Below are 20,991 nucleotides of genomic sequence, written 5' to 3' on the forward strand. Positions count from 1 at the left end.
AACTGTGGCAGGAAACCCCGTTAAAACCGCCGCCGATGTGCAGCAAGGTGTAGAAACCAGTGCGATCGGTGGTAATCTGGAAATCGAGATTAACCGCAGGGGTAAACAACAAACTCTCACCGTTCAACCGGGGGTTTTTCCTAGCAAAACTAGCGAGTGAACTACTTTCAACCGGTCAAGGGGCGACCCCTTACCCTAAACTGGGAGGAGAGAAAATAGCAGCGGAGCGATCGAAATTGAGGCAGCGGTTACAATTAAAACTATCAATTGGGCGCGGGGCTGCCCTTCTAATCGGTTTGCTGGGATTAACGGCCTGTCAACCGCCTGATCCGCCGACAATTTCGCCGACAGAATCGCCTAAAATTGAGGAAACTGGCCGCTTAATTCTCAATAATGCCACCTTAGAACAGGCTAACCCCTCCGGACAACCCCTCTGGAAAATTCAAGTCAAAAAAGCTACCTACACCCAAGACCAAAAAATCGCCCGTCTGGAAAATATCAAGGGTAATATTTATCAAGATGGGAAAGTAGTTTTACAGGTTAGTGCTGACCGCGGTGAAGTCTATAAGGAAGGCCAGGAAATTCTCCTCAAAGATAATATTGTGGCTGTGGATCCCCGCAATAAGGCCATTATTAACGCGCCGGAATTGCGTTGGCTACCCAAGGAGGGTGTTTTAATCTCCCCCAAAGGGATCAAAGGTAGTCATCTACAACTAGAAGCTAAGGCGCGCCAAGGACGCTACGACACGCGCCAAGAAAAACTAGAATTACAAGGTCAAGTGGTGGCTACCGCCAAGGAATCCCGTGTTGTCCTGCAAACCGAGCGCCTGTACTGGGAAATTCCTCAACAAGTCATTAGTACCGATCAAAAAGTCGCTTTTGATCGCTATATTAGTAAAACTATTATCGATCGCCTTACTGCTATCGGCGGTCGTTGGGAAAGAAAAAATAATCAGGTTATCCTGCAAGAAAACCTCGAATATCGCTCTTTAGAACCACCTTTACAGATTTCTGGTTCTCAGGCAATTTGGAACTATCAAAATCGTACCCTAACTTCCGATCGCCCCACGGAAATTTTTCAATATCAAGATCAAATCACTATTACTGGTAATCGTGTGGTGGTGGAATTAGGCAATCGTATCGCTTATCTCAAGGATGGGGTTAAGGGAATTAATCAGAAAACTGGGGCGCAATTGTATAGTCAGATCTTAACTTGGAAAATGTCGGAAAAAATTGTCGAGGCCGAGGGGAATATTATCTATGAACAACAGGAACCAAAATTTAATCTCACTGGCGATAAAGCGATCGGAACTTTAGAAGATAATAACATTGTTGTTAGTAGTAGCTCCCCCGATCGAGTTGTCACCGAGATTTATCCCCGTTAACAGGGAAAATTAGCCAAAAAAAACTCTCCCCAAAAAAGGGAGAGAGGGGGGGGAAATATTTAGGGTTTGCTGAAAAAGTTTTTCGTGGGGACAGGGTGTGGGGTGTGGGGTGTGGGGTGTGGGGTTCACCCCAATGGTCGGCACTTTTTGAGGGAAAAAAAGTTTAAAAACCTTATCCAACAAGGTTTTTAGATTTATTCAGCAAACCCTATTTAAAACCTTACCATTTGAGCAGGTTAAACTGTTCCATATCGATCGTGTCGCGGTTACGATAGATAGTCAGGATAATCGCTAAACCCACGGCTGCCTCGGCTGCCGCTACGGTAATCACGAAAATAGTAAAAATTTGGCCTCGGATATTAGCGGGGTCAAGATAGTTGGAAAAACCCATTAAGTTAATGTTAACGGAATTGAGCATCAATTCGATCGACATTAAAACCCGGACGGCATTGCGACTGGTGACTAAACCATAAATTCCGATACAAAATAAAGCCGCCGCTAATAACAAATAATACTCTAACTGAATCTGCATGATACCTCTTTCTTTGGTCTTATTTAGGGGCGGTTAATTCTCTAGGTCGTTCGGGTAATGTTAAGGCTGTGGCCGTAGGTTCTTCAGCTTTCAGGGTGGGGATAAGGTCACGACGAGCTAAAATAATTGCTCCGACCATGGCCATTAATAATAGCACGGAAGCTAATTCAAAGGGTAGCAAGAAATCACTAAAGAAATGCTTACCGATTTCTACTAAAGTATTAGTCACTACTGCGGGAGAAGTGCTAGAAATTGACCAAGGCGTGATTAAAACCATGGTCGATAACAGGACAAATAAACCCACACAAACTAAAGCAGTAGATGCCCGACGAATCCAACGTTTAGGAATATCAGAAAAGTCCTCTTGCTTGTTAACAAGCATAATGGCAAAGAGAATTAAAACGTTAATTGCGCCCACATAAATTAGAATTTGTGCCGCCGCTACAAAATCAGCATTTAGTAAGAGATATAAACCGGAAATGCTGATAAAAACACCACCCAATAAAAAGGCGGAATAAACGATATTAGATAATAGTACCACGCCTAAAGCTGTCCCGATTACCAGGGCTGCTAAAATGCCAAAAGATACTATTTGAACGCCCTCGGCTAAATTCACAGTAGTTTCATCTCCTTTTATGCTTGAGAGTTATTAATTATTAGTTATCAGTGAGGGATTGGGTGATGGGGTGGTCACTGCGTGCGCGTTGCGGGGGGGATTGGGGAGAAAAAGCTGTCTCGGAGCCCCCTAACTGCTAATTAATCGGTAATTTCTTCTGGACGTTTACCGGCGCGTTGACTACCGGCGGGTAAATCGTGGGGTTCGATGACACCTTTAGGCAGATAACCTAATTCCCTCAGAGGTGTCACCATCGGGTCTTGGGTGACTTTGTAGGGTAAACGGCCTAGGGCGACGTTATCATAGTTTAATTCATGACGATCATAGGTCGCTAGTTCGTATTCTTCGGTCATCGATAGGCAATTAGTCGGACAGTATTCCACACAATTGCCGCAGAAAATACAGACCCCAAAATCGATACTGTAGTGTTTGAGTTCTTTCTTTTTAATTTCCTTGTTAAAAGTCCAATCCACTACCGGTAAATTAATCGGACAAACTCGCACACAAACTTCACAAGCGATACATTTATCGAACTCAAAGTGAATTCTACCCCGATAACGTTCCGAGGGAATTAACTTTTCGTAGGGATATTGGACGGTAATCGGACGACGACGCATATGATCAAAGGTAACGGATAAACCTTCGCCGATGTATTTCGCCGCTTGAATGCTACCTTTGGCGTAATCGCTGACTTGTTTGAGGATGTTAAACATGATGGTCAGAGGGGTAGTAGGTTAACAGGGCAAAAACGGGAATTAACCGCCAAAAGCAAAGGGAAAAGCTAGTTTTAGGGCGGCGGTAAGTAGTAGGTTAACTAAAGATACTGGTAGGAGGAATTTCCAGCCTAAATCGAGTAATTGGTCAATGCGAACCCGGGGTACGGTCCAACGCAAGAGAATAGCGATGAAGATGAGAAAATAGGCTTTTAATACTGTCATCGTAATCCCTAGGGAAGCGGTGATAATTTGTAGCCAAGGATTGGTTTCACTCACTCCCAACCAGCCGGCCAAAGCATTGACGGGGATAGGAAATTCCCAACCGCCAAGATAGAGGACGGCGAAAACTAGGGCCGACAGCACGAGGTTAACGTAGGAACCCACATAAAAGAGAGCGAATTTCATCCCCGCGTATTCGGTTTGATAACCGGCGACTAATTCCTCCTCCGCTTCCGGTAAATCGAAAGGCAGACGTTCACACTCAGCTAAAGCGGCAATCCAGAAAATCAGAAAACCCACCGGTTGGCGCCAGATATTCCAGCCTAAAATGCCATAACCGGATTGTTGTTCGACAATATCAATGGTACTGAGACTATTAGACATCATCGCGATCGCTAATACCGATAAAGCCAAGGGAATTTCATAACTAATCGATTGCGCCGCCGCCCGCAGGCCTCCCAGCAAGGAATACTTATTATTCGAGGCATAACCCGCCATTAATAAGCCAATGGGGGCAATACTGGACAAGGAAATCCATAAAAAGATACCTACGTTTAGGTCAGTAATCACCAGATTTTGACCGAAGGGGACGATGAGATAGGAGACAAACACCGGCATCACCACCAAAATCGGCCCGAAGAGGAATAACCAAGGGTCAGCCTTAGCGGGGACGACATCTTCTTTAAAGACTAATTTCAGACCGTCGGCGACCGGTTGTAAAACGCCCAAGGGGCCTGCGTATTCCGGCCCGATACGCTGTTGGACGGCGGCGGAAATTTTTCTTTCTAACCAGACGCAGACTAAAACCCCCACCGTGGCGGCTATAATCATCAGGAACATGGGTAAAGGCATCCAAATCGCTTTAGCCAGTCCTCCACTTAATCCCAGGTCTGTTAGGGATTTAATGAAACTTTCTTGTAAATCTATGCCTTGATTCATATTTGGCGATCGCTGTACTGTCGATAGTTCGGCATGGTCTGAAGATTTTTAAGCAAATCTTATAGCCTAGTATACAGTTAGTCGGTCTGAGGGTTATCAGTAAAGTGACAAAGGCTTCAACTCATTAGCAGCCAAGAGAGTCAAGCAATCTTGATTCCCCCGCCGAGAATAGGTATTAGTCAATAGTTAGACTCTGAATCTATCAATGTTCCCAGCTGTTTCTTAGCGCCGACAACCTCAGCTAGTGACCAATTATTCACAGGAAAAAAATCTAGATAACTTACCGTTTAGGCAGTTAAAGCAGCTCTCCAGTCCCTTGTGCGATAAGTTTTACCGACTGTTAAAACCCAGTTATCGAGCGTTTCTGGCCACTCCCCGCTATTTAGGGTAGGCTGAAAAAATCTAAAAACCTTGTTGGGTAAGACTTTTAGACTTTTTGTCAATCAAAAAGTACCAGGCATGGGAGTGATCAGGGGGAAAATTCCGGGACTTTTTCCCTGAAAATTAGGTAATTGGCCACCTCAAAACTGGTAAAACCCCACACCCCACACCCCACACCCCACACCCTGCCACCAGGAAAAACTTTTTGCCGCAAACCCTATTTATTATGATAAGCCGCCTGTAGATCCCGAATCGAAAACAAAGCTTGAAACTTTATTCCCTGAGATTGGTAAAATTCCGCCCCTCCTTGCTCTCTATCCACCAAAGCAATGATTAAATCTACTTGATAACCGGCATCGCGTAATCTTTCTACCGCTACCATGGCACTTTTGCCCGTTGTCACCACGTCTTCGAGGACAACCACCGCGGCACCCGGGTTTAAAATCGGCCCCTCGATATAAGCCATGGTTCCGTGACCTTTTGCCTCTTTGCGGACAATTAAAGCTGGAATCGGACGATTTTCGTAGGCAGATACCACAATAACGGCGCTGACAATCGGATCCGCCCCTAGGGTTAATCCTGCCACCGCTTGGGTATCTGGAGGCAGTAGCGACAGCAATAAACGCCCCACGGCTAAAGCTCCCTCAGCAGTGAGGGTAACTTGTTTGCCGTTGATATAGTAGCTGCTTTTTTGTCCTGAAGACAGGGTGAAATCCCCCTCTCCATAGGCAAGACGGACAAGAGCATCGAGGAGAAATTGACGCAGGGAAGCAGTATCGAGATTCGCTACCGAGGAATTAGCCATATTTTCAGGATTGGGAGCCTGACTGACTCCAAAATTTCGGTTACAATTAAGCCAAAAGTCATTATATATTGACTCGATCGCTAGTATTGATTTCTTTCTCATCCCATTGACGCGATTTTTTAATTAACCCTATCCCTGTGAGGAGATTTTTAGCCATGCGCGCTCAATTTTTACTTCCTTCCCTGTTTTGTTTCACCGGTTTAGTCTGGTTGAGTCCGCCTAGCGCGATCGCCGAAAGTTCACCCGCCACCAATCCTGCACCGGTAAAAACCCAACAATTGCAACTTGTCCCCTCTCCCGATACGGCGGTGGGATTTAATAATATTCCCGGTTTGTTTAACCGCGCTGTTAATAACAATACGGGTCGTTTCTACGACTACACCAACATTTTAGGACAGTTCAACTCTCTTTTTGGTTGGCGTACTTTTCCCCAAGGTTCCTATTTCGATAATATGATTACCCGGGATGCCAAATTAACCGAAACTTTATACTATGATGTCATGCAACAGCAACAGTCTGGGCCTTTAATTCGCACCCAAGATTTACCCAATCCCTTCGATACTTCCCTACAGGAAAATCCCAGTTATTTAAGTCCTGGCGGCTTTTAATTCGCCAATTCAACTCGGAATTGGCGAACAATGTAATGGGTCGAGAATCTTCTTTGAAGGTTCCCGAACTGCGGCAAGATGCCTTTTTAAGTTCGATCGAAGCTCCTTGAGAAGCTAAACTCTCACCCATTTGGCAATATCAAGGGTTTTGTCATAACGATAGCTCATGCCATCATTGGCAACAATTATTTGACCTCGACTGGCTTTATTTTTGATGGTACTTAAGCTATAGTTGGTCAGTTTTTGCATTTCTTGATGGGTAAAATTGTCTTGATTGTTAATTTCAGAGACAATTTCTATCGTTTCATCAACGGTTTTGGCATTGTTAGAATGAGTTGCAATCGCTGCTGATGGATGATAGTCTTCCATTCTCATTAAACGCCAAGTAGAATCCTCGGAAAGTTCCAAAACCTTTTGATGGTAGTTAAACAAACTTTCTCGATGTCCGACACTAATAAAGGTCTTTCCAGTTTGTTGTAACTGTTTATATAAATGATCTTCATTTTTTAAATCTAAAGCACTGGTGGCTTCATCTAAAATCACAAAATCTGGCTGATTAACGAATAGTCGCGCAAAGGCTAGACGTTGTTGTTCTCCTAAAGATAAAATATTTTCCCAATCCACTTCCTCATCAAAATTTTTGATGCGATTAAGAACATCTTGCAGGTTAACTTCTTGTAAGATTTCTTTTAATTGGGTTTCACTCATCTCCGTTGTCGTTTGAGGATAAATTAGCTGTTCACGCAAGTTTCCTAAAATGATATAAGGACGTTGGGGTAAAAATAATAAATCGTCGAGGGGAGGTCGCACCAAATGACCTGTCCCTGTATTCCATAACCCAGAAATAGCGCGTAAAAGAGAACTTTTTCCTCGACCACTTGGCCCAACAATTAATAAACCTTCCCCTGGTTCAACGGACAGGGATAAATGTTCGACAATCACTTTAGCGGCATCGGGAGTTTGTAAGGTGACATCATCAAAAGCTAGATTGTTATCTTCAATGACTTTAATGGTATTAACTGGGTTGGTTTGTTCGCTTACACCCTCTAAAGCTTGGTAAAACTCTTCTAAACGTTCAATATAATTAATAAACTCACCGGAGCGTCCAAATTCATCCACTAACACGGATAAGGCTGTGGAAAAGAAATAGCAACAATAGCTGGCTTGATTAACTTGTCCAAACTCAATTTCACCACTAATATATAATGGGGAAACAATTAAGAAGGGGAAGATTTGAACCATGGATTCATAGCCGCGGTTAAAAAATTCTTGGTTTCTTTCCCAATTAATTTTTTCAATTATAATTTTAATCACCTGATTGAACTTCCTTTGAATAATATTTAACTCTTTTTCTTCCCCTCTAAAAAATGCAATTGATTCGGCGTGAGTCCGAACATGAGTAATGGCGTATTTATAGGTTCCTTCGGTTTCTAATTGTTGTTTACTGACTTTATTTAATTGTTGAGTAATATAGGTAGCAAGAATATTTCCAATAATCGTATAAACCAGCAGCACTATAGAAATGGTTTTAGAAATTGACCAAAGGATGACAATAAAAACCAGCATCTCCATAACTTTTTCAACACAGGTTGTTAAAAAGTCCATCGTTGTTCTGGTGATGGGTTGAATTTCTTGGGATAAACGTTGATCTGGATTTTCAATATCTCCTTTAAAATTGATTTGATAATAAGCACGATTTTTAAAATATTTTTGCAAGATACTACTATTGATCCATTGATACCAATCCAGCGCAATTAGTTGTTTAAGAAACTTGGACAATCCTCCGAAAAACGTCATGCTGCCTAGGGTAATCCCATAAATAATGACAAGATGAGTTAATTTTTCTACATCCCTAGCTTCTGTGAAGGTAATTAAGTCTCTAAAAACAAAACTATTAAACGCATTAAGACCTACTAATCCCACTAATAATAAAAACAATAAAACGAGCATTCCCCAGGAACGAATAATCTGCGAAAAAGCTCTATCCTGGTGTTCTTTCGGATACCAATAAACTTGAATAAATCTTAAAAATTCTTGAAGAGATTGATTGAAAGTTCGGGTATCTTCTTTGAGATTTATACTATCTGAGGTTTTTTCTGCAACATTCATAGGATTCTCCTTGGGCTAAAATGGTGACATTATAACTTTGAATGTCTATCTCTTGAGTTAGACATTAATTCAGCATACCATAAAAATCTGCATTGTTATCAGAAATTCTATTACTACTATTTTCTAGATTTTTTACATATCAGTAATCAATATTAACCTATTGTTTAGGCATTGGAGCAGATTCATAATCGTTTGATAATTTTGGCAGGATTACCAGCAACAACAGTAAAAGGTTCTACATCTTGTGTCACCACCGAACCTGCTCCAATAATTGCTCCTTTCCCAATCGTAACCCTTTTAAGAATCGCAACATTAAATCCAATCCAAACATGATCTTCTATCACCACTGGTGCAGATTTTATATCAAGATATTTAGCATCCTTAATCAGATTATTTAAAATGACGACTTCCACAAATTATTTCTGTCTTAAAACATAATTTAATGAATGAGCATCGGTATCATAAATATTGACATCATCGGCAATTATAACTTCATTGCCAATTTTGATAGAATTTGCTGATCTAATTCCAGTTTTCTCACCAATATAACAATTTTTACCGATTTCTATTTTTCCATCATGGGTAAATAAAAACAATTCACCTAATATTATGGTATTTTCTCCGATAGTAATTAAACTTTTATCTACCCTATAATTTTCACACTTTCCGATAAATTTTACGGAACTGTGAACCGTGGCATTTTCGGAAAGTTGTTTACGTTTTTCGATTCGTTCTTGTTCTTCTAAGAATTTTGAAATTAATAAATATAATTTATGTTTTAAGTTAAACATAACATTTCCCTCTTAGAATTGATGCTCTGGATATTTTGAATCTGGGTATGAGATAAGCTGTGCAATTCAGCTTATGGAGTGTGATGAAATCGATCATTTATTGTGTTAAAAACCCAATTTTAGTAAAATATTCAAAATAAGTTTTTAACAATCTGTCATCAATTTTTGGAAAATTAAAGGCTGTACCCTTTAACCCCATTACCGTATTTTGAGCATCAAACTGGGGGGGATAACCTGCGGATAAATTTTCATCTGAAAAATTATCTAACACCGGAGATAAAGCATTATCTGTATTAATTTTACATTGTTCTGTTAAATGTGATCGCCATTTTTCAAAAGAAACCAACTGCAACGGATAACCCATTTCCCGAACACAATCAAATAAGTCACGATTTAAGGTTGGGTGAGAATTCAACAAATGAAATGCTTTCCCTAAAGAGCTTTCTTGACTGGCTAAATGTATAATTGCACCACTCACATAATCCACAGGAGTGAGGTCTTCTGTACTATCGCCAAAATCAGGAATCATTCCTAATTGAATACAGCCTTTAATCATACGACAAAACAAATCTTCTCTATTACAAATTCCAGTTTTACTATGTCCAATAATTCGAGATGCTCTGAAAATTGTCATCGGAAGTCCCCGTTTTCCAGCTTCCATGATTAATTTTTCAGCGACCCATTTACTTTGAGTATAACCGGCATTGAGTCCATGATTTATACCCAGGGGATCAGATTCTTGAATTAAGTTTCCTTGAGCATAACTGGGGGAAAAAACAGAAATCGTCGAGACAAAATGGACAGGTTTGGTTTTAATTAAGCAGGCTAATCTCAAGATTTCTGCTGTTCCTAAAACATTAGTGGGTTTCAGTATTGAATAGGGATAAATTGCATTAACCCAAGCTCCATTATGATAAATCACATCAATTTGATTGGCTAATTCCAGAAAATCAGGTTCACACATTCCTAAACGTTTTTGGGATAAATCACCAATAACAGGAATAATACGAGAGCTTTTCTGTTCATCCCATAATTGAAAGGTTTTTAATTTCTGGTAAATTTTCGCTTGAGCTTGTTCTAAACTTTTGTCTCGAATTAAACAATGAATATTAGCTTCTGTTTTGTCCAACAATTCAGCTAATAAATGAATTCCGAGAAAACCCGTAGCTCCTGTTAGCAAAATATCAGCAGGTTTCTGAGGAAAGAAAGTCAGAATATTCGGCGGTTGAATGGTGGGATCTAGGGCAATTTCGACTTGCCAATCTGGGATTTGATCACTCTCAATTGTATCAGATAAATTCAAGTCTAAATTAGAGGATAATCCTGCTACCGTCGGTTCTGAAAAAAGATTGTTTAAAGGAATATTAATAGCTAATTGTTCTCGCAGTCGAGAAATCACTTGGGCAGCTTTTAAAGAATGACCACCTAAGTCAAAGAAATTATCGAAAATACTAATTTGCTTTAACCCTAAAACATCTTGCCAAATCTCAGCAACAATTTTTTCCGTAGCTGTTCGGGGTGTAATCATCGTTTTTTGATACTGACTTTCGGTGGGTGCGGGTAAAGCGTTACGATCAATTTTCCCACTGCTCATTAAGGGCAATTCTTGAAGCTGTACAAAGAAAGCTGGAATCATATAATCTGGTAATTTCTGTTTAAGAAAACTCCGCAATTTTGCAGGATCAATGGATGGATATTTTGTCACAATATAAGCCACTAATTGTTTATTATTTGTTTGATCTTCTCGAACAATTACCGCCGTCGCTCGGACATCTGGGTATTCAGTTAATACGGCTTCAATTTCGCCAATTTCAATACGAAACCCTCGAATTTTAACTTGATTATCAATGCGTCCTAAAAACTCTATATTTCCATCGGGTAAATAACGAGCTAAATCTCCAGTTTTATAGAAACGTTGATATTCTGATGAATTAAAAGCATGAGTAATAAATTTTTCACGGGTTAAATCATCGCGATTGAGATAACCTTTGGCCAAACCTAAACCTCCAATTAACAGTTCTCCTGGTATTCCAATGGGGACTTGTTGCAAATAGCGATCACAAATATAAACCTGTGTATTTGTAATCGGTTTACCAATGGCAACAGAATGAATTTGAGCAATTTTATGAATGAAATTGGGATTAAAAACTGTGCTGGTTATCGTCGCTTCTGTCGGACCATAAGCATTCAACCAAGTGATATCTTCTCGTTGACTATTTGATAGTATTTTTTGCCATAATATTAATCGCTCTGGTAATACTTCTTCACTTCCTGTAATCACTAAGCGTAGGGTTTCAGGTAAGGTTATTAAAGTTTGAGATAAATCTAATACCCATTCATGCCAATAAGTAGCCGGAAGATTAATGACTGTTAAACACTTTTGCTGAATAAATTGAGTAAAATCAGCTAAAGAAGGGAACATTAATGCAGGACGCATAACTAAAGTTGCACCCGTTAAAAAAGTTGGATAAATTTCTTCAGCAGCTACATCAAAGGTAAAAGAAGCAAATTGTAAAATTCGATCACGACTTGTTAAATCATAGACTTTAATGATTCCTAAACTATGATTAACTAAACTTTGATGTTCAATCATAACCCCTTTAGGAGTGCCTGTTGAACCAGAGGTATAAATAATATAAGCTAAATTATTTGGCTGAATAGGGTTAACTAAATTGTTTTTGCTTTGACTAGCAATTGAGCTTTCTTCAGTATCCAGACAAACCACTTCTGCTTGATGATCACGGAATAAATTAACGAAGGTATTTTGAGTGATTAATACCGAGACTTGAGCATCATTTAAGATATAGTTTAAACGCTCTTGGGGATAATTGGGAGCTAGAACAAGATAAGTACCACCCACTTTAAGAATTGCCAAAAAACTGATAATAATAGATACAGATTGTTCTAAACAAATTCCCACTAACGATTCAACTTTAACCCCCTTAGATTGGAGATAATGAGCTAATTGATTGGCACGATGATTTAAGTCTTGATAGGTGATTTTTTCCCTGCACCATTCTATTGCGATCCCATTTGGATTTTTTAAAACTTGATGTTCAAATAATTCATGAATACAAACCTTTGGATTTTCAGCAATATTAGTCTGATTCCATTGAGCTAATAACTTTTGTTCTGATAAAGGTAAAATAGGTAATAATTCAATCGATTGTTCAGGATTAATGGCAATTCCTTCTAACAAGGTTTGAAAGTGGGTAATCATGCGTTCAATCGTGTCTTGATTAAACAACGCGCAATTATAATCAAAAGAGCCGACTAAACCCTCCGCCGTTTCTTGCATGGCTAAGGTTAAATCAAATTGAGCAATTAAAGCATTCATCGTAACGGGAGTTAATTTTAAATCCGCCATCGAAAAATGATTAATGTGCAGCATATCTTCCCAAGAAAACATCACTTGAAATAAAGGACTATAACTTATATTTCGTTCAGGATTTACCACTTCCACCACCTTTTCTAAGGGTAAATCTTGATGTTCATAAGCTTCTAAAAATGCTTGTTTAACTTGATTTAATAAAGCTTGAAATGAGAGATTTTCTTTAAACTGAGTCCGAATGGGTAAGGTATTAACAAAGCAACCAATTAAGGGTTCAATTTCAGGAAAATGTCGATTGCCACTGGGAATCCCAATCACAATATCTTCTTGACGGCTATAGCGATATAATAAAACATTAAACGCCGTTAACAGCGTCATATTCAAAGTAGCGGTTGACGTTTGGCTAATATTTTTCAGGTTTTGGCTTAATTCTGGACTTATTTTAAATGTACAATTATTGCCTTTAAACGTTTGTATGGGAGGACGAGGATGATCAGTGGGAATTTCTAATAAGGGTGGAATTCCGGTTAATTGTTGTTGCCAATAATTAACTTCCTGGGTGAGTTTATCTCCTTGTAACTGTTGTCTTTGCCAAACGGCAAAATCACCATATTGAATAGGTAAATCGGGTAAAGGATTAGATTGTTTTTGTAAAAAAGCTTCATATAAATGAGAAAGTTCTTGTAGTAAAACTTTCATTGACCAGCCATCAAAAATAGAATGGTGTAAACTCAAAAATAAAAGATAAGAGTCAGCTTTTAATTTAACCAAAAAAGTCCGCATTAAAGGAGCTTGGGTTAAGTCAAAGGGAGTATAAATTTCTTGTTCAGTTAATCGCTCTAATTCTTGAGTTTGTTCCCTAGAAGATAAGGACTGTAAATCCACTAAAGGCAAATTTAACTGAATTTTCGGTTTAATAATTTGTCGGGGAATTTCGTCAACTTCTTGAAAACAAGTTCGCAACAATTCATGACGTTGCATAATAGTTTCTAAAGCTTTTCTAAAGATATCAATATCCAAATTCCCTTCAATTTGAAAGCGAAACGCCATATTATAGGTATAGCCGTTAGCTTCTAATTGGTACAAAAACCAAAGTCGTTCTTGAGAAAAAGAAAGCGGTACAAGTTGAGATGGATTCCTAGAAGGTATCGTATTTGTTTTTACACCGATTCCTTTTTTTTGTAGTAACAGCTTGAGTAATTTCTGTTTGTCTTGAGAGTTATGGTTCATTTTTGACATGGGTTAAATAGGATTAATTCAGTGATTTTAGGTTGGTTTGATCGATATAAATCAACCTAAAAATTGTTTAATTATTGATGCTAAATAGCAGTATAACCTCCATCTACCATTAAAATTGCTCCAGTTACATAAGAGGAAGCTGCGGACGCTAAAAACACGACAGGGCCAATTAACTCTTCTAAATCTCCGGTTCGTTTCATGGGAATTCTAGTATATAATTCGTCCATTTCATCGGAAGTTGAACGTAAACCTTCTGTTCCTTCCATCATATTATTCATATACCCCGGTGCAAAAGCATTGACTCGAATTTTGTGACTAGCTAATTCGACCGCTAGGGATTTTACTAATTGATTGACACCACCTTTTGCGGCGCTATATGCTCCTGAAGATTTGGGAACAGCAACGAAAGCACAGATAGAAGAATTCATAATAATTGATCCCTTTGTTCCTTGTTTGATCATTTGTTTGGTTGCTAGTTGAGCGCAATTAAAATAACCTTTTAAGTCAACATTAATAACCTGATCCCATTCAAATTCCTCTAATTCATCAGTGTTTTTGAGAATTTCAACTCCTGCATTACAGACCATAATATCGAGTTGACCATAATTAGCAACCGCCTGGTTAATTAAATTCTGACAAGCTTGACGTTGACGAACATCGGTCTCAATTGCGATGGCCTCGCCTCCTGCTTCTTGAATCAGTTGAACCGTTTGTTCAGCACCAACTTGATTAATATCACCAATTACTACCTTAGCTCCAGCTTGTGCTAATCCTTGCGCTAATACCCGACCAATTCCTCGGGCAGCACCCGTGATAATTGCAACTTTACCTGTTAAATCAAAGAGATGATTTGTCATTTTTTTCTGTATTTTTTTTGTAATTATACCATTTTTAAAGCTAGGGAAATACGCTTAAACTCATTTATTTTTAAAGGTTGTGATTAGACGTGCTACAGTGAGATTTTCAAAAAAATCACGCAAAGTACAATTAATTTTAAGAATTTTACCGATTTTATCAATTACCTGAATAACTTTTTGAGAATCCCCCCCAAGGTCAAAAAAGTTATCATTAACACTAATTTCTTCTAATTCTAAAACTTCTTGCCAGATATTGACCATGGTTTCTCTAGTTAGATTATGGGGTAAGTCATTAGATTTAATTTCATTGATTGATAAAGACAAGGGGGAAGTATTGTCTGAGAAAGAGACGGATTCAGAGAAAGGACATAGATCAGAAATGGTTTTATTAGGATCAGTGACAATATTCTTCAATAACTGCTGAAAATATTGTCCCATTTGAGTAATAGTTTCAGCCGTAAATAAATCAGCTTTGTACACGAAAGCACCTCTCATACCTTGCTCAGTTTCTTCAAGGGATATAGTTAAATCATTTTCGGCACTATGGGGTTCTATATCCATTTTTAATAACTCGTCTGTGACTGTCAGATTGATGAATTTTAAATCTTGTTTAGGAGCATTCTGGAAAAGGAAAATGACTTGATGAAACAAAGCATATTGAGTATCCCTAATGGGTTTTAATTTTTCCACTAACGTGATAAAAGGAATTTCTTGATAAGCATCAAACTCTAAACTCATCTCTTTTACTTGATGCAGCAAGTCTCGAAAATTGGCTTGACCTTCTACATGAGTATATAAGGGGAGAAACTGAACCATAAGTCCGATTAAATCTTGTGTTTCGGGTTGGTTACGATTAGCCGCAACTCCACCAATAATAATTTCTGTCTGTTGTGTATAGTAAAAGAGTAATATTTTTAAGGCGGCTAATAAAGTCATATATAAAGTCGCTTTTTCTTGATGACTTAATGACTTTAATTCGTCTGTTAAGTTTTGGAAAATAAGGAAATGATGAATAGCTGCTTCAACAGGTTGAGCCGTTGTGCGTGGGTAATCAGTAGGAAGTTTTAAAATGGGTGGGTTAATCCCTATATGTTTCTTCCAAAAATTCAGATGAGATTGCCATGAATTATCTTTTATTGATTGCCATTGCCACAGAGAAAAGTTACCATATTGAATCGGTAATTCAGGCAAAGGTGAAGGTTTATTCAGACAAAAAGCTTCATAAAGAATGCCTAGCTCTTTAGTCAAAATATTCAAAGACCAACCATCAGCAATAATATGATGGATTGTCATAATTAACAGATAGTTATTTTCAGCAAATTTTATAATTTTACTGCGAAATAATGAATCTTTTTCTAAATCAAAAGATCGGTTAATTTCTGCTGATAACAATCTTTTGGTTTCTTTTTTTTGCTCCAGTTCACTAAGTCTTTGTAGGTCAAGAATTGAAAAATCAAAAACTGGATCATCTGTAATTTTTTGGAACACTTTTCCATCTATACAAGTAAAAGTTGTCCGCAAACTTTCATGACGTTTGACAATTTCTCTTAAGCTTTCCTCTAGTGCAGGAACATTAAGCAAGCCTTCAATGCGATAAATACAAGGCAAGTTATAAATACAATTTTCTGGATAAAATTGAGCAAAAAACCAAAGTTCTAACTGAGTTAAAGAGATAGGAATTAATTCAGAGTTGGATGATTGGCGTTTAGGTATAGTATTTACTTTTTTAAAACTAATACCTTTTTTTTGAAGCAGGAGCTTGAGTAATTTTTGTTGATCTTGAGAGTTGTTTTTCATTTGTAATTAATAATTCAGAAGTGGTTGACTTATTTTTTTTAGTTTTGAGATAATAAAGCTTGAACTTCTTCTGGTGAAAGTCTAGAAATTTCTTGAACCGTTACGGCAATTTCATTTAGTAACCCTTCATTCCCCACTAATTCAATCATGACTGGAGTTAATTGGCTGATGGTTGAGTGATTAAAAAGTTGACGCACAGAAACTTCAATTTCTAAGGTTTGACGGATTTTACTAATCAGTTGAATTGCTTTTAAAGAATGCCCACCTAACAGAAAGAAATCGTCTTCAATCCCAACTCGTTCGACTTCTAAAATTTCTGCCCAAATTACCGCTAAAACTTCTTCAATTGCAGTTCGAGGAGCGACATAATTTTGAGTTAACGATAAGGGGTTTTTATCGGGTATTGGTAAGACTTTTCGATCAACTTTACCGTTAGGACTGAGTTGAAAAGATTCCATCACCACAAAAGCAGAGGGAATCATATAATCGGGTAGCCAGTTTTCAAGGAAATGACGTAATTCAACTTGGTTTACGGTTTCACCTGGACGGGGAATAAAATAAGCGGCTAAATATTTTTCTCTGGCGGTTTCTCCCTGAACTGTAGCAATGGCTTGGGCAATTTGAGGATGTTGATTTAAAATAGTTTCTACTTCCCCTAATTCAATTCTATAACCTCTAACTTTGACCACATCATCAATTCTTCCTAAATATTCAATGTCTCCATTGGGTAAATAACGAGCTAAATCTCCAGTTTTATACAGCAATGAATTATCGCTAAAGGGATTAGCAATAAATTTTTCTTTGGTTAATTGGGGATTGTTGAAATAACCCCGCGCTAAACCGCCACCCGCAACATATAACTCGCCAGTGACTCCGATGGGTACAGGTTGAAGATGAGAATTTAAAATATAAACTTGCACATTAATCGCGGGTTTACCAATGGGAATATACTTCGGCCAAAGCTCAGGATTAGGGTCAAAGGTATAACTGGTAACGATATCCGCTTCTGTGGGTCCATAAAAATTGTAAAGCGTACAATGTTCGAGTTTCTTGAATGCAGAAATCATCGCTGGGGTAATTTGTAATTGCTCTCCAGCTGAAATAATTTCACGCAAGTTAGCAAATAAGTAGGTTTCCTCACTATAGGTTTCAATTAATTGTTGTAACAAAGTAACGGGCAAAATCGCTTTATGAATGGGGTTATTTGCCAATAATTGACTTATTTTAGCAAGGTCTAAGCGGGCATCTTCTGGAACAATAAATAAGCTTCCCCCTAAACACCAGGCTGCAAACATTTCGTGATAGCTAACATCGAAATTGAAGGGAGCAAATTGTAAGAAATTTCTCTCCGGTGACATTTTCGCCTGATGATGCTCAATAATATTCGTTAAGGATTGATGCAGGATCATAATCCCTTTTGGCACACCCGTAGATCCTGAACTATAAATAATATAGGCCAAATCCTTTAAACTCACGGGGTTGTCAAGATTAGTCTTGGGTTCTAAGGCAATTTCTGACCCTTGTTCATCCAATAAAATCCGTTGAGAAATGGTTTCACTGTTTAAAAGAGATTGACAATCTTTTTGGGTTAATAAGGTTTTGATTTGGGTGTCTTGCAGGATGTAAGAAAGTCTTTCTTGAGGATAGGTTGGGTCTAGAGGAACACAAACACCGCCTACTTTTAACACTGCTAAAACGGCAATTACCATATTAACAGACCGTTCTAAACAAATCCCGACCAAAGATTGAGAACTCACCCCAATTTTTCGTAAATAATGAGCCAGTTGATTGGCAGACTCATTGAGTTCTTGATAGGTTAATTCTTGCTCTTGAAAAACAACGGCAATGGCTGAAGGGGTTTTGAGGGTTTGTTGTTCAAATAATTCATGAACGCACTGTTTTAGGAGTTTTTCGGGTGCAGTTTGATTCCATTCAATTAATAATAATTGACGTTCAGCTTCCGTTAATACAGGTAAGTCTTGAATCCGACGATGGGGATTAATAGCGATTCCTTCTAATAAGGTTTTAAAATGACCTAATATCCTTTCAATGGTGTCATTTTCAAATCGTTCTTGAGGATAAATAATTTTAATACTTAAGGCTTCTCCAGGGGTGACAATAACCGTTAAGGGATAATCAGCATTGCCATAATCTTGCATTTCACCGACTTGTAAACCGCCTAAATTATCACTATCATTTTCGCTAAAGGGTAAATTTTCAAAGACAACAAAACTTTCAAAAACTGAATGAGGGGACGGAATTTCACTCCATTTTTGAATATCAATTAAAGAACTATAACTATATTGCTCTCGTTCTAAATGCTCTTGTTGTAATTGTTGAAACCAAGTTAATAATTCAAGTTGAGGCTCAATTTTGATGCGAACGGGTAAGGTATTTAAAAACATCCCTACCATCGATTCAATTCCTGTAAAATTGGGCGGTCGTCCCGAAACGGTTGCCCCAAATACAATATCAGATTCACTACTATAATGATGTAATAATAAAGCCCAAGCTCCTTGAATTAGGGTAGAAAGAGTAAGGCGATATTCTTGGGCGAGTAATTTCAGACGACTGGTAATTTCTGGAGAAAGTTTTAATTTTTGATCAAGATAATTTTTACTTTGAGTAACAAGAGGATTTAACGGTTTATCAACGACTAATGGAGTTGGAGAGGTAAAACCTTGAAGATTTTTTCGCCAAAATCGTTCGGCTTCAGTTTGATCTTGCTGTTGTAGCCAATTAATATAGTCTTGATAAGGGCGGGGTGTGGGTAAATTGACGGGTCGATAGTTGATGAGTCCAGCGTAAAACTCGAAAACTTCTTTCAACAGAATTGCTGTTGCCCAACCATCTAATAAAATATGATGTCCAGTATGGATAAATTCATATTTTTGATCTTCGACTTGAATTAAATGACATCGAAGTAAGGGGACTTTATCTAATTCAAAATATTGCTCTTTATCAGAGGTTAATAATTCCTGAAATTTAGTTTCTTGTTCGGCGGGAGAATGTGATCGCCAATCCTGATTAAACCAAGGCAAAGTGACATTTTTTCTAACCACTTGTAAAGGCTGTTTGGTTTTTTTCCAAGCAAAACAAGTCCGTAAAATACTATGTCTATCTACTACTTTTTGCCAAGCTTGTTGGAACGCACTAATATCTAAATTGCCTTGCAAGGTGATTTGAATTTGTGATAAATACGTCTTTGATTCTGGATTATATAAAGAATGAAATAGCATCCCCTGCTGCATGGGAGAAAGGGGATAAATGGATTCAATATCTTTTTTACTAACCCTAGATTGTTGAGTTGTGACCATTGTTTTTCCCAATAGATTAAATAAAAATGTGCGTGAGTTTCTTCAATCAAACTTAGAACGAATTACCTTTAAGGCTCTTCTAGGTTCTGTGTGATAAGTTTAACTTACAATATGATTGATCGATCTTTGTGTCCTCTGTGTCTCTGTGGTTCTTTCCACCCCCTCGCTAGTAGGATTAATTTTATCCCAAATTTTGGCAACAATTTCTGGATTTAAATTATGAACATGATACACCGCTTTTTCTGGAAAAGTTTTTTTAATAGCAAGATAAGGATTAGCAGAACCAACTTTACCCATTTGATCAACTAGGATCACCGAAGGTTGTTGAAGCTCCTGTTTAAATTTGCGTTGCAGCCTGCAAATATTAAATTTATTAATAATACTGGAAAAAATGGGAAAGTTACGAGTATCTTTAGTCGGATAATAGGGAACAAATTTGTCTAACATTTGAGATTTACATTGGCTATTCATGACCCTTGTGGTTGTTGATTTTTACTTGATGGATATAAATTTAAAATGCTGACGAGGATAAACCACCATCGATGGGAATAGTAATTCCCGTTATATAACTCGCACATTCTGAAGCTAAAAATACAACGAGATTAGCAAATTCTTCAGTCGTACCAATTCGATTCATGGGAATTGTTTTTAGAATTCCTTCTCGGATTAAATCTGGGGTTGTTCCTTGCTTTTTGGCATAAATTTCTAAATATTCTCGATGTCTAGGGGTATCAATAACGCCGGGGTTAACACTATTAATTAAAACATTATAGGGGGCGGTTTGTCTAGCTACTGATTTGGTAAAATTCATTAAAGCTGCATTGACAACACCCGATTTAACTAAACGAGGAGATGGCTCTTTTCCCGATGTCCCAATGATATTAACAATTCTTCCCCAATGTTGTTTTTTCATAATCGGTAACACTAAATTGGTTAAGCGAATATAACCCATTAATTTTCCTTGAAAAACGTTTAACCAATCTTCATCGGAAAGGTTTTCAATTAAATTTTCAGCAAAGTTAGCTCCTTCAGAATTATTGACTAAAATGTCAATTTTGCCGTATTGATTTAAAGAGTCTTGTATTAATTGTTCAGAATCTTGAGCTTGATGGACATCAGCCACTAAACGCAGAATTTGTTGGGAAGGATAAGCTTGAACCAGAGATTGATAAGCTTGTTCTAAGCGTTGGGAATTGCGACCACAAATAATTAAGTGACAGCCTTCTTCTGCTAATTTTTCAGCAATGGTAAACCCAATTCCCGCACTACTTCCCGTAATCAAAGCCACTTTATCTTTTAATCCTAAATCCATAAACTTTGTCCTAGCATTTTGTGGTTAAACTTAAAAT

Annotated in this window: 15 protein-coding genes and 2 pseudogenes; 3 read left to right on the forward strand and 14 right to left on the reverse strand. The window is 38.0% G+C overall.

Translation table 11 applies throughout. The annotated features are described in order from the left end of the window. Both PX482_RS01705 and lptC read left to right on the forward strand, forming a co-directional pair. Positions 1-160, forward strand: a pseudogene (locus tag PX482_RS01705) (serine protease); the annotation flags it as partial. 76 nt (positions 161-236) lie between these two features. Continuing rightward, entirely contained in the window at positions 237-1,385 is a 1,149-nt protein-coding gene (gene lptC / locus PX482_RS01710) for an LPS export ABC transporter periplasmic protein LptC (RefSeq protein ID WP_002762103.1), read from the forward strand. Between the two features lie 9 nt (positions 1,386-1,394). On the opposite strand, the gene PX482_RS01715 is transcribed toward lptC, so the two are convergent. From PX482_RS01715 to pyrE, 6 genes are all read right to left on the reverse strand, one after another. Beyond that, positions 1,395-1,529: a hypothetical protein gene (locus PX482_RS01715; protein WP_288059325.1), complete on the reverse strand. Its 135-nt coding sequence runs from the start codon at positions 1,527-1,529 to the stop codon at positions 1,395-1,397. A gap of 76 nt (positions 1,530-1,605) precedes the next feature. Continuing rightward, complete coding sequence (gene nuoK / locus PX482_RS01720) at positions 1,606-1,911, reverse strand: NADH-quinone oxidoreductase subunit NuoK (protein ID WP_197533180.1); 306 nt, start codon at positions 1,909-1,911, stop codon at positions 1,606-1,608. Between the two features lie 25 nt (positions 1,912-1,936). Beyond that, positions 1,937-2,533, reverse strand: a complete 597-nt coding sequence (locus tag PX482_RS01725; protein ID WP_002762100.1) for an NADH-quinone oxidoreductase subunit J — start codon at positions 2,531-2,533, stop codon at positions 1,937-1,939. A gap of 140 nt (positions 2,534-2,673) precedes the next feature. Beyond that, positions 2,674-3,246, reverse strand: a complete 573-nt coding sequence (gene ndhI / locus PX482_RS01730) for an NAD(P)H-quinone oxidoreductase subunit I (protein ID WP_002733194.1) — start codon at positions 3,244-3,246, stop codon at positions 2,674-2,676. Between the two features lie 42 nt (positions 3,247-3,288). Next, positions 3,289-4,407 carry an NADH-quinone oxidoreductase subunit NuoH gene (gene nuoH, locus PX482_RS01735; RefSeq protein ID WP_002762098.1) on the reverse strand — a complete coding sequence of 373 codons (1,119 nt, stop codon included), beginning with the start codon at positions 4,405-4,407 and terminating at the stop codon, positions 3,289-3,291. A 598-nt stretch (positions 4,408-5,005) separates the two neighbouring features. After that, positions 5,006-5,695: an orotate phosphoribosyltransferase gene (gene pyrE, locus PX482_RS01740; RefSeq protein WP_002762097.1), complete on the reverse strand. Its 690-nt coding sequence runs from the start codon at positions 5,693-5,695 to the stop codon at positions 5,006-5,008. A 53-nt stretch (positions 5,696-5,748) separates the two neighbouring features. On the opposite strand from pyrE, the gene PX482_RS01745 reads away from it, so the two are divergent. Further along, on the forward strand, positions 5,749-6,201 hold the full coding sequence (locus tag PX482_RS01745) for a hypothetical protein (RefSeq protein ID WP_002762096.1): 453 nt from the start codon (positions 5,749-5,751) through the stop codon (positions 6,199-6,201). A 114-nt stretch (positions 6,202-6,315) separates the two neighbouring features. On the opposite strand, the gene PX482_RS01750 is transcribed toward PX482_RS01745, so the two are convergent. The 8 genes and pseudogenes from PX482_RS01750 to PX482_RS01790 form a co-directional block, all read right to left on the reverse strand. Further along, positions 6,316-8,310 carry an ABC transporter ATP-binding protein/permease gene (locus PX482_RS01750; RefSeq protein ID WP_288093504.1) on the reverse strand — a complete coding sequence of 665 codons (1,995 nt, stop codon included), beginning with the start codon at positions 8,308-8,310 and terminating at the stop codon, positions 6,316-6,318. A gap of 182 nt (positions 8,311-8,492) precedes the next feature. Next, positions 8,493-9,101: pseudogene (locus PX482_RS27995) on the reverse strand (acyltransferase). A gap of 97 nt (positions 9,102-9,198) precedes the next feature. Next, the gene (locus PX482_RS01765) at positions 9,199-13,671 is read right to left on the reverse strand and encodes a non-ribosomal peptide synthetase family protein (RefSeq protein ID WP_288121999.1); all 4,473 of its coding nucleotides are present in this window, start codon (positions 13,669-13,671) and stop codon (positions 9,199-9,201) included. Positions 13,672-13,751: 80 nt separating this feature from the next. Next, positions 13,752-14,528, reverse strand: coding sequence for an SDR family NAD(P)-dependent oxidoreductase (locus tag PX482_RS01770; RefSeq protein ID WP_288023403.1), 777 nt, complete (start codon positions 14,526-14,528; stop codon positions 13,752-13,754). Between the two features lie 60 nt (positions 14,529-14,588). Next, positions 14,589-16,325: a condensation domain-containing protein gene (locus PX482_RS01775; RefSeq protein WP_288023401.1), complete on the reverse strand. Its 1,737-nt coding sequence runs from the start codon at positions 16,323-16,325 to the stop codon at positions 14,589-14,591. A gap of 38 nt (positions 16,326-16,363) precedes the next feature. Beyond that, positions 16,364-19,642 carry a non-ribosomal peptide synthetase gene (locus PX482_RS01780; protein WP_288093507.1) on the reverse strand — a complete coding sequence of 1,093 codons (3,279 nt, stop codon included), beginning with the start codon at positions 19,640-19,642 and terminating at the stop codon, positions 16,364-16,366. A 99-nt stretch (positions 19,643-19,741) separates the two neighbouring features. Then, complete coding sequence (locus PX482_RS01785; protein WP_288023397.1) at positions 19,742-20,113, reverse strand: capsular polysaccharide biosynthesis protein; 372 nt, start codon at positions 20,111-20,113, stop codon at positions 19,742-19,744. Positions 20,114-20,153: 40 nt separating this feature from the next. Beyond that, positions 20,154-20,954, reverse strand: coding sequence for an SDR family oxidoreductase (locus PX482_RS01790; protein WP_288023395.1), 801 nt, complete (start codon positions 20,952-20,954; stop codon positions 20,154-20,156). Between the last annotated feature and the right edge of the window lie 37 nt (positions 20,955-20,991).

The sequence above is a fragment of the Microcystis sp. M53602_WE12 genome (assembly GCF_030065455.1).
GTDB lineage: Bacteria > Cyanobacteriota > Cyanobacteriia > Cyanobacteriales > Microcystaceae > Microcystis > Microcystis aeruginosa.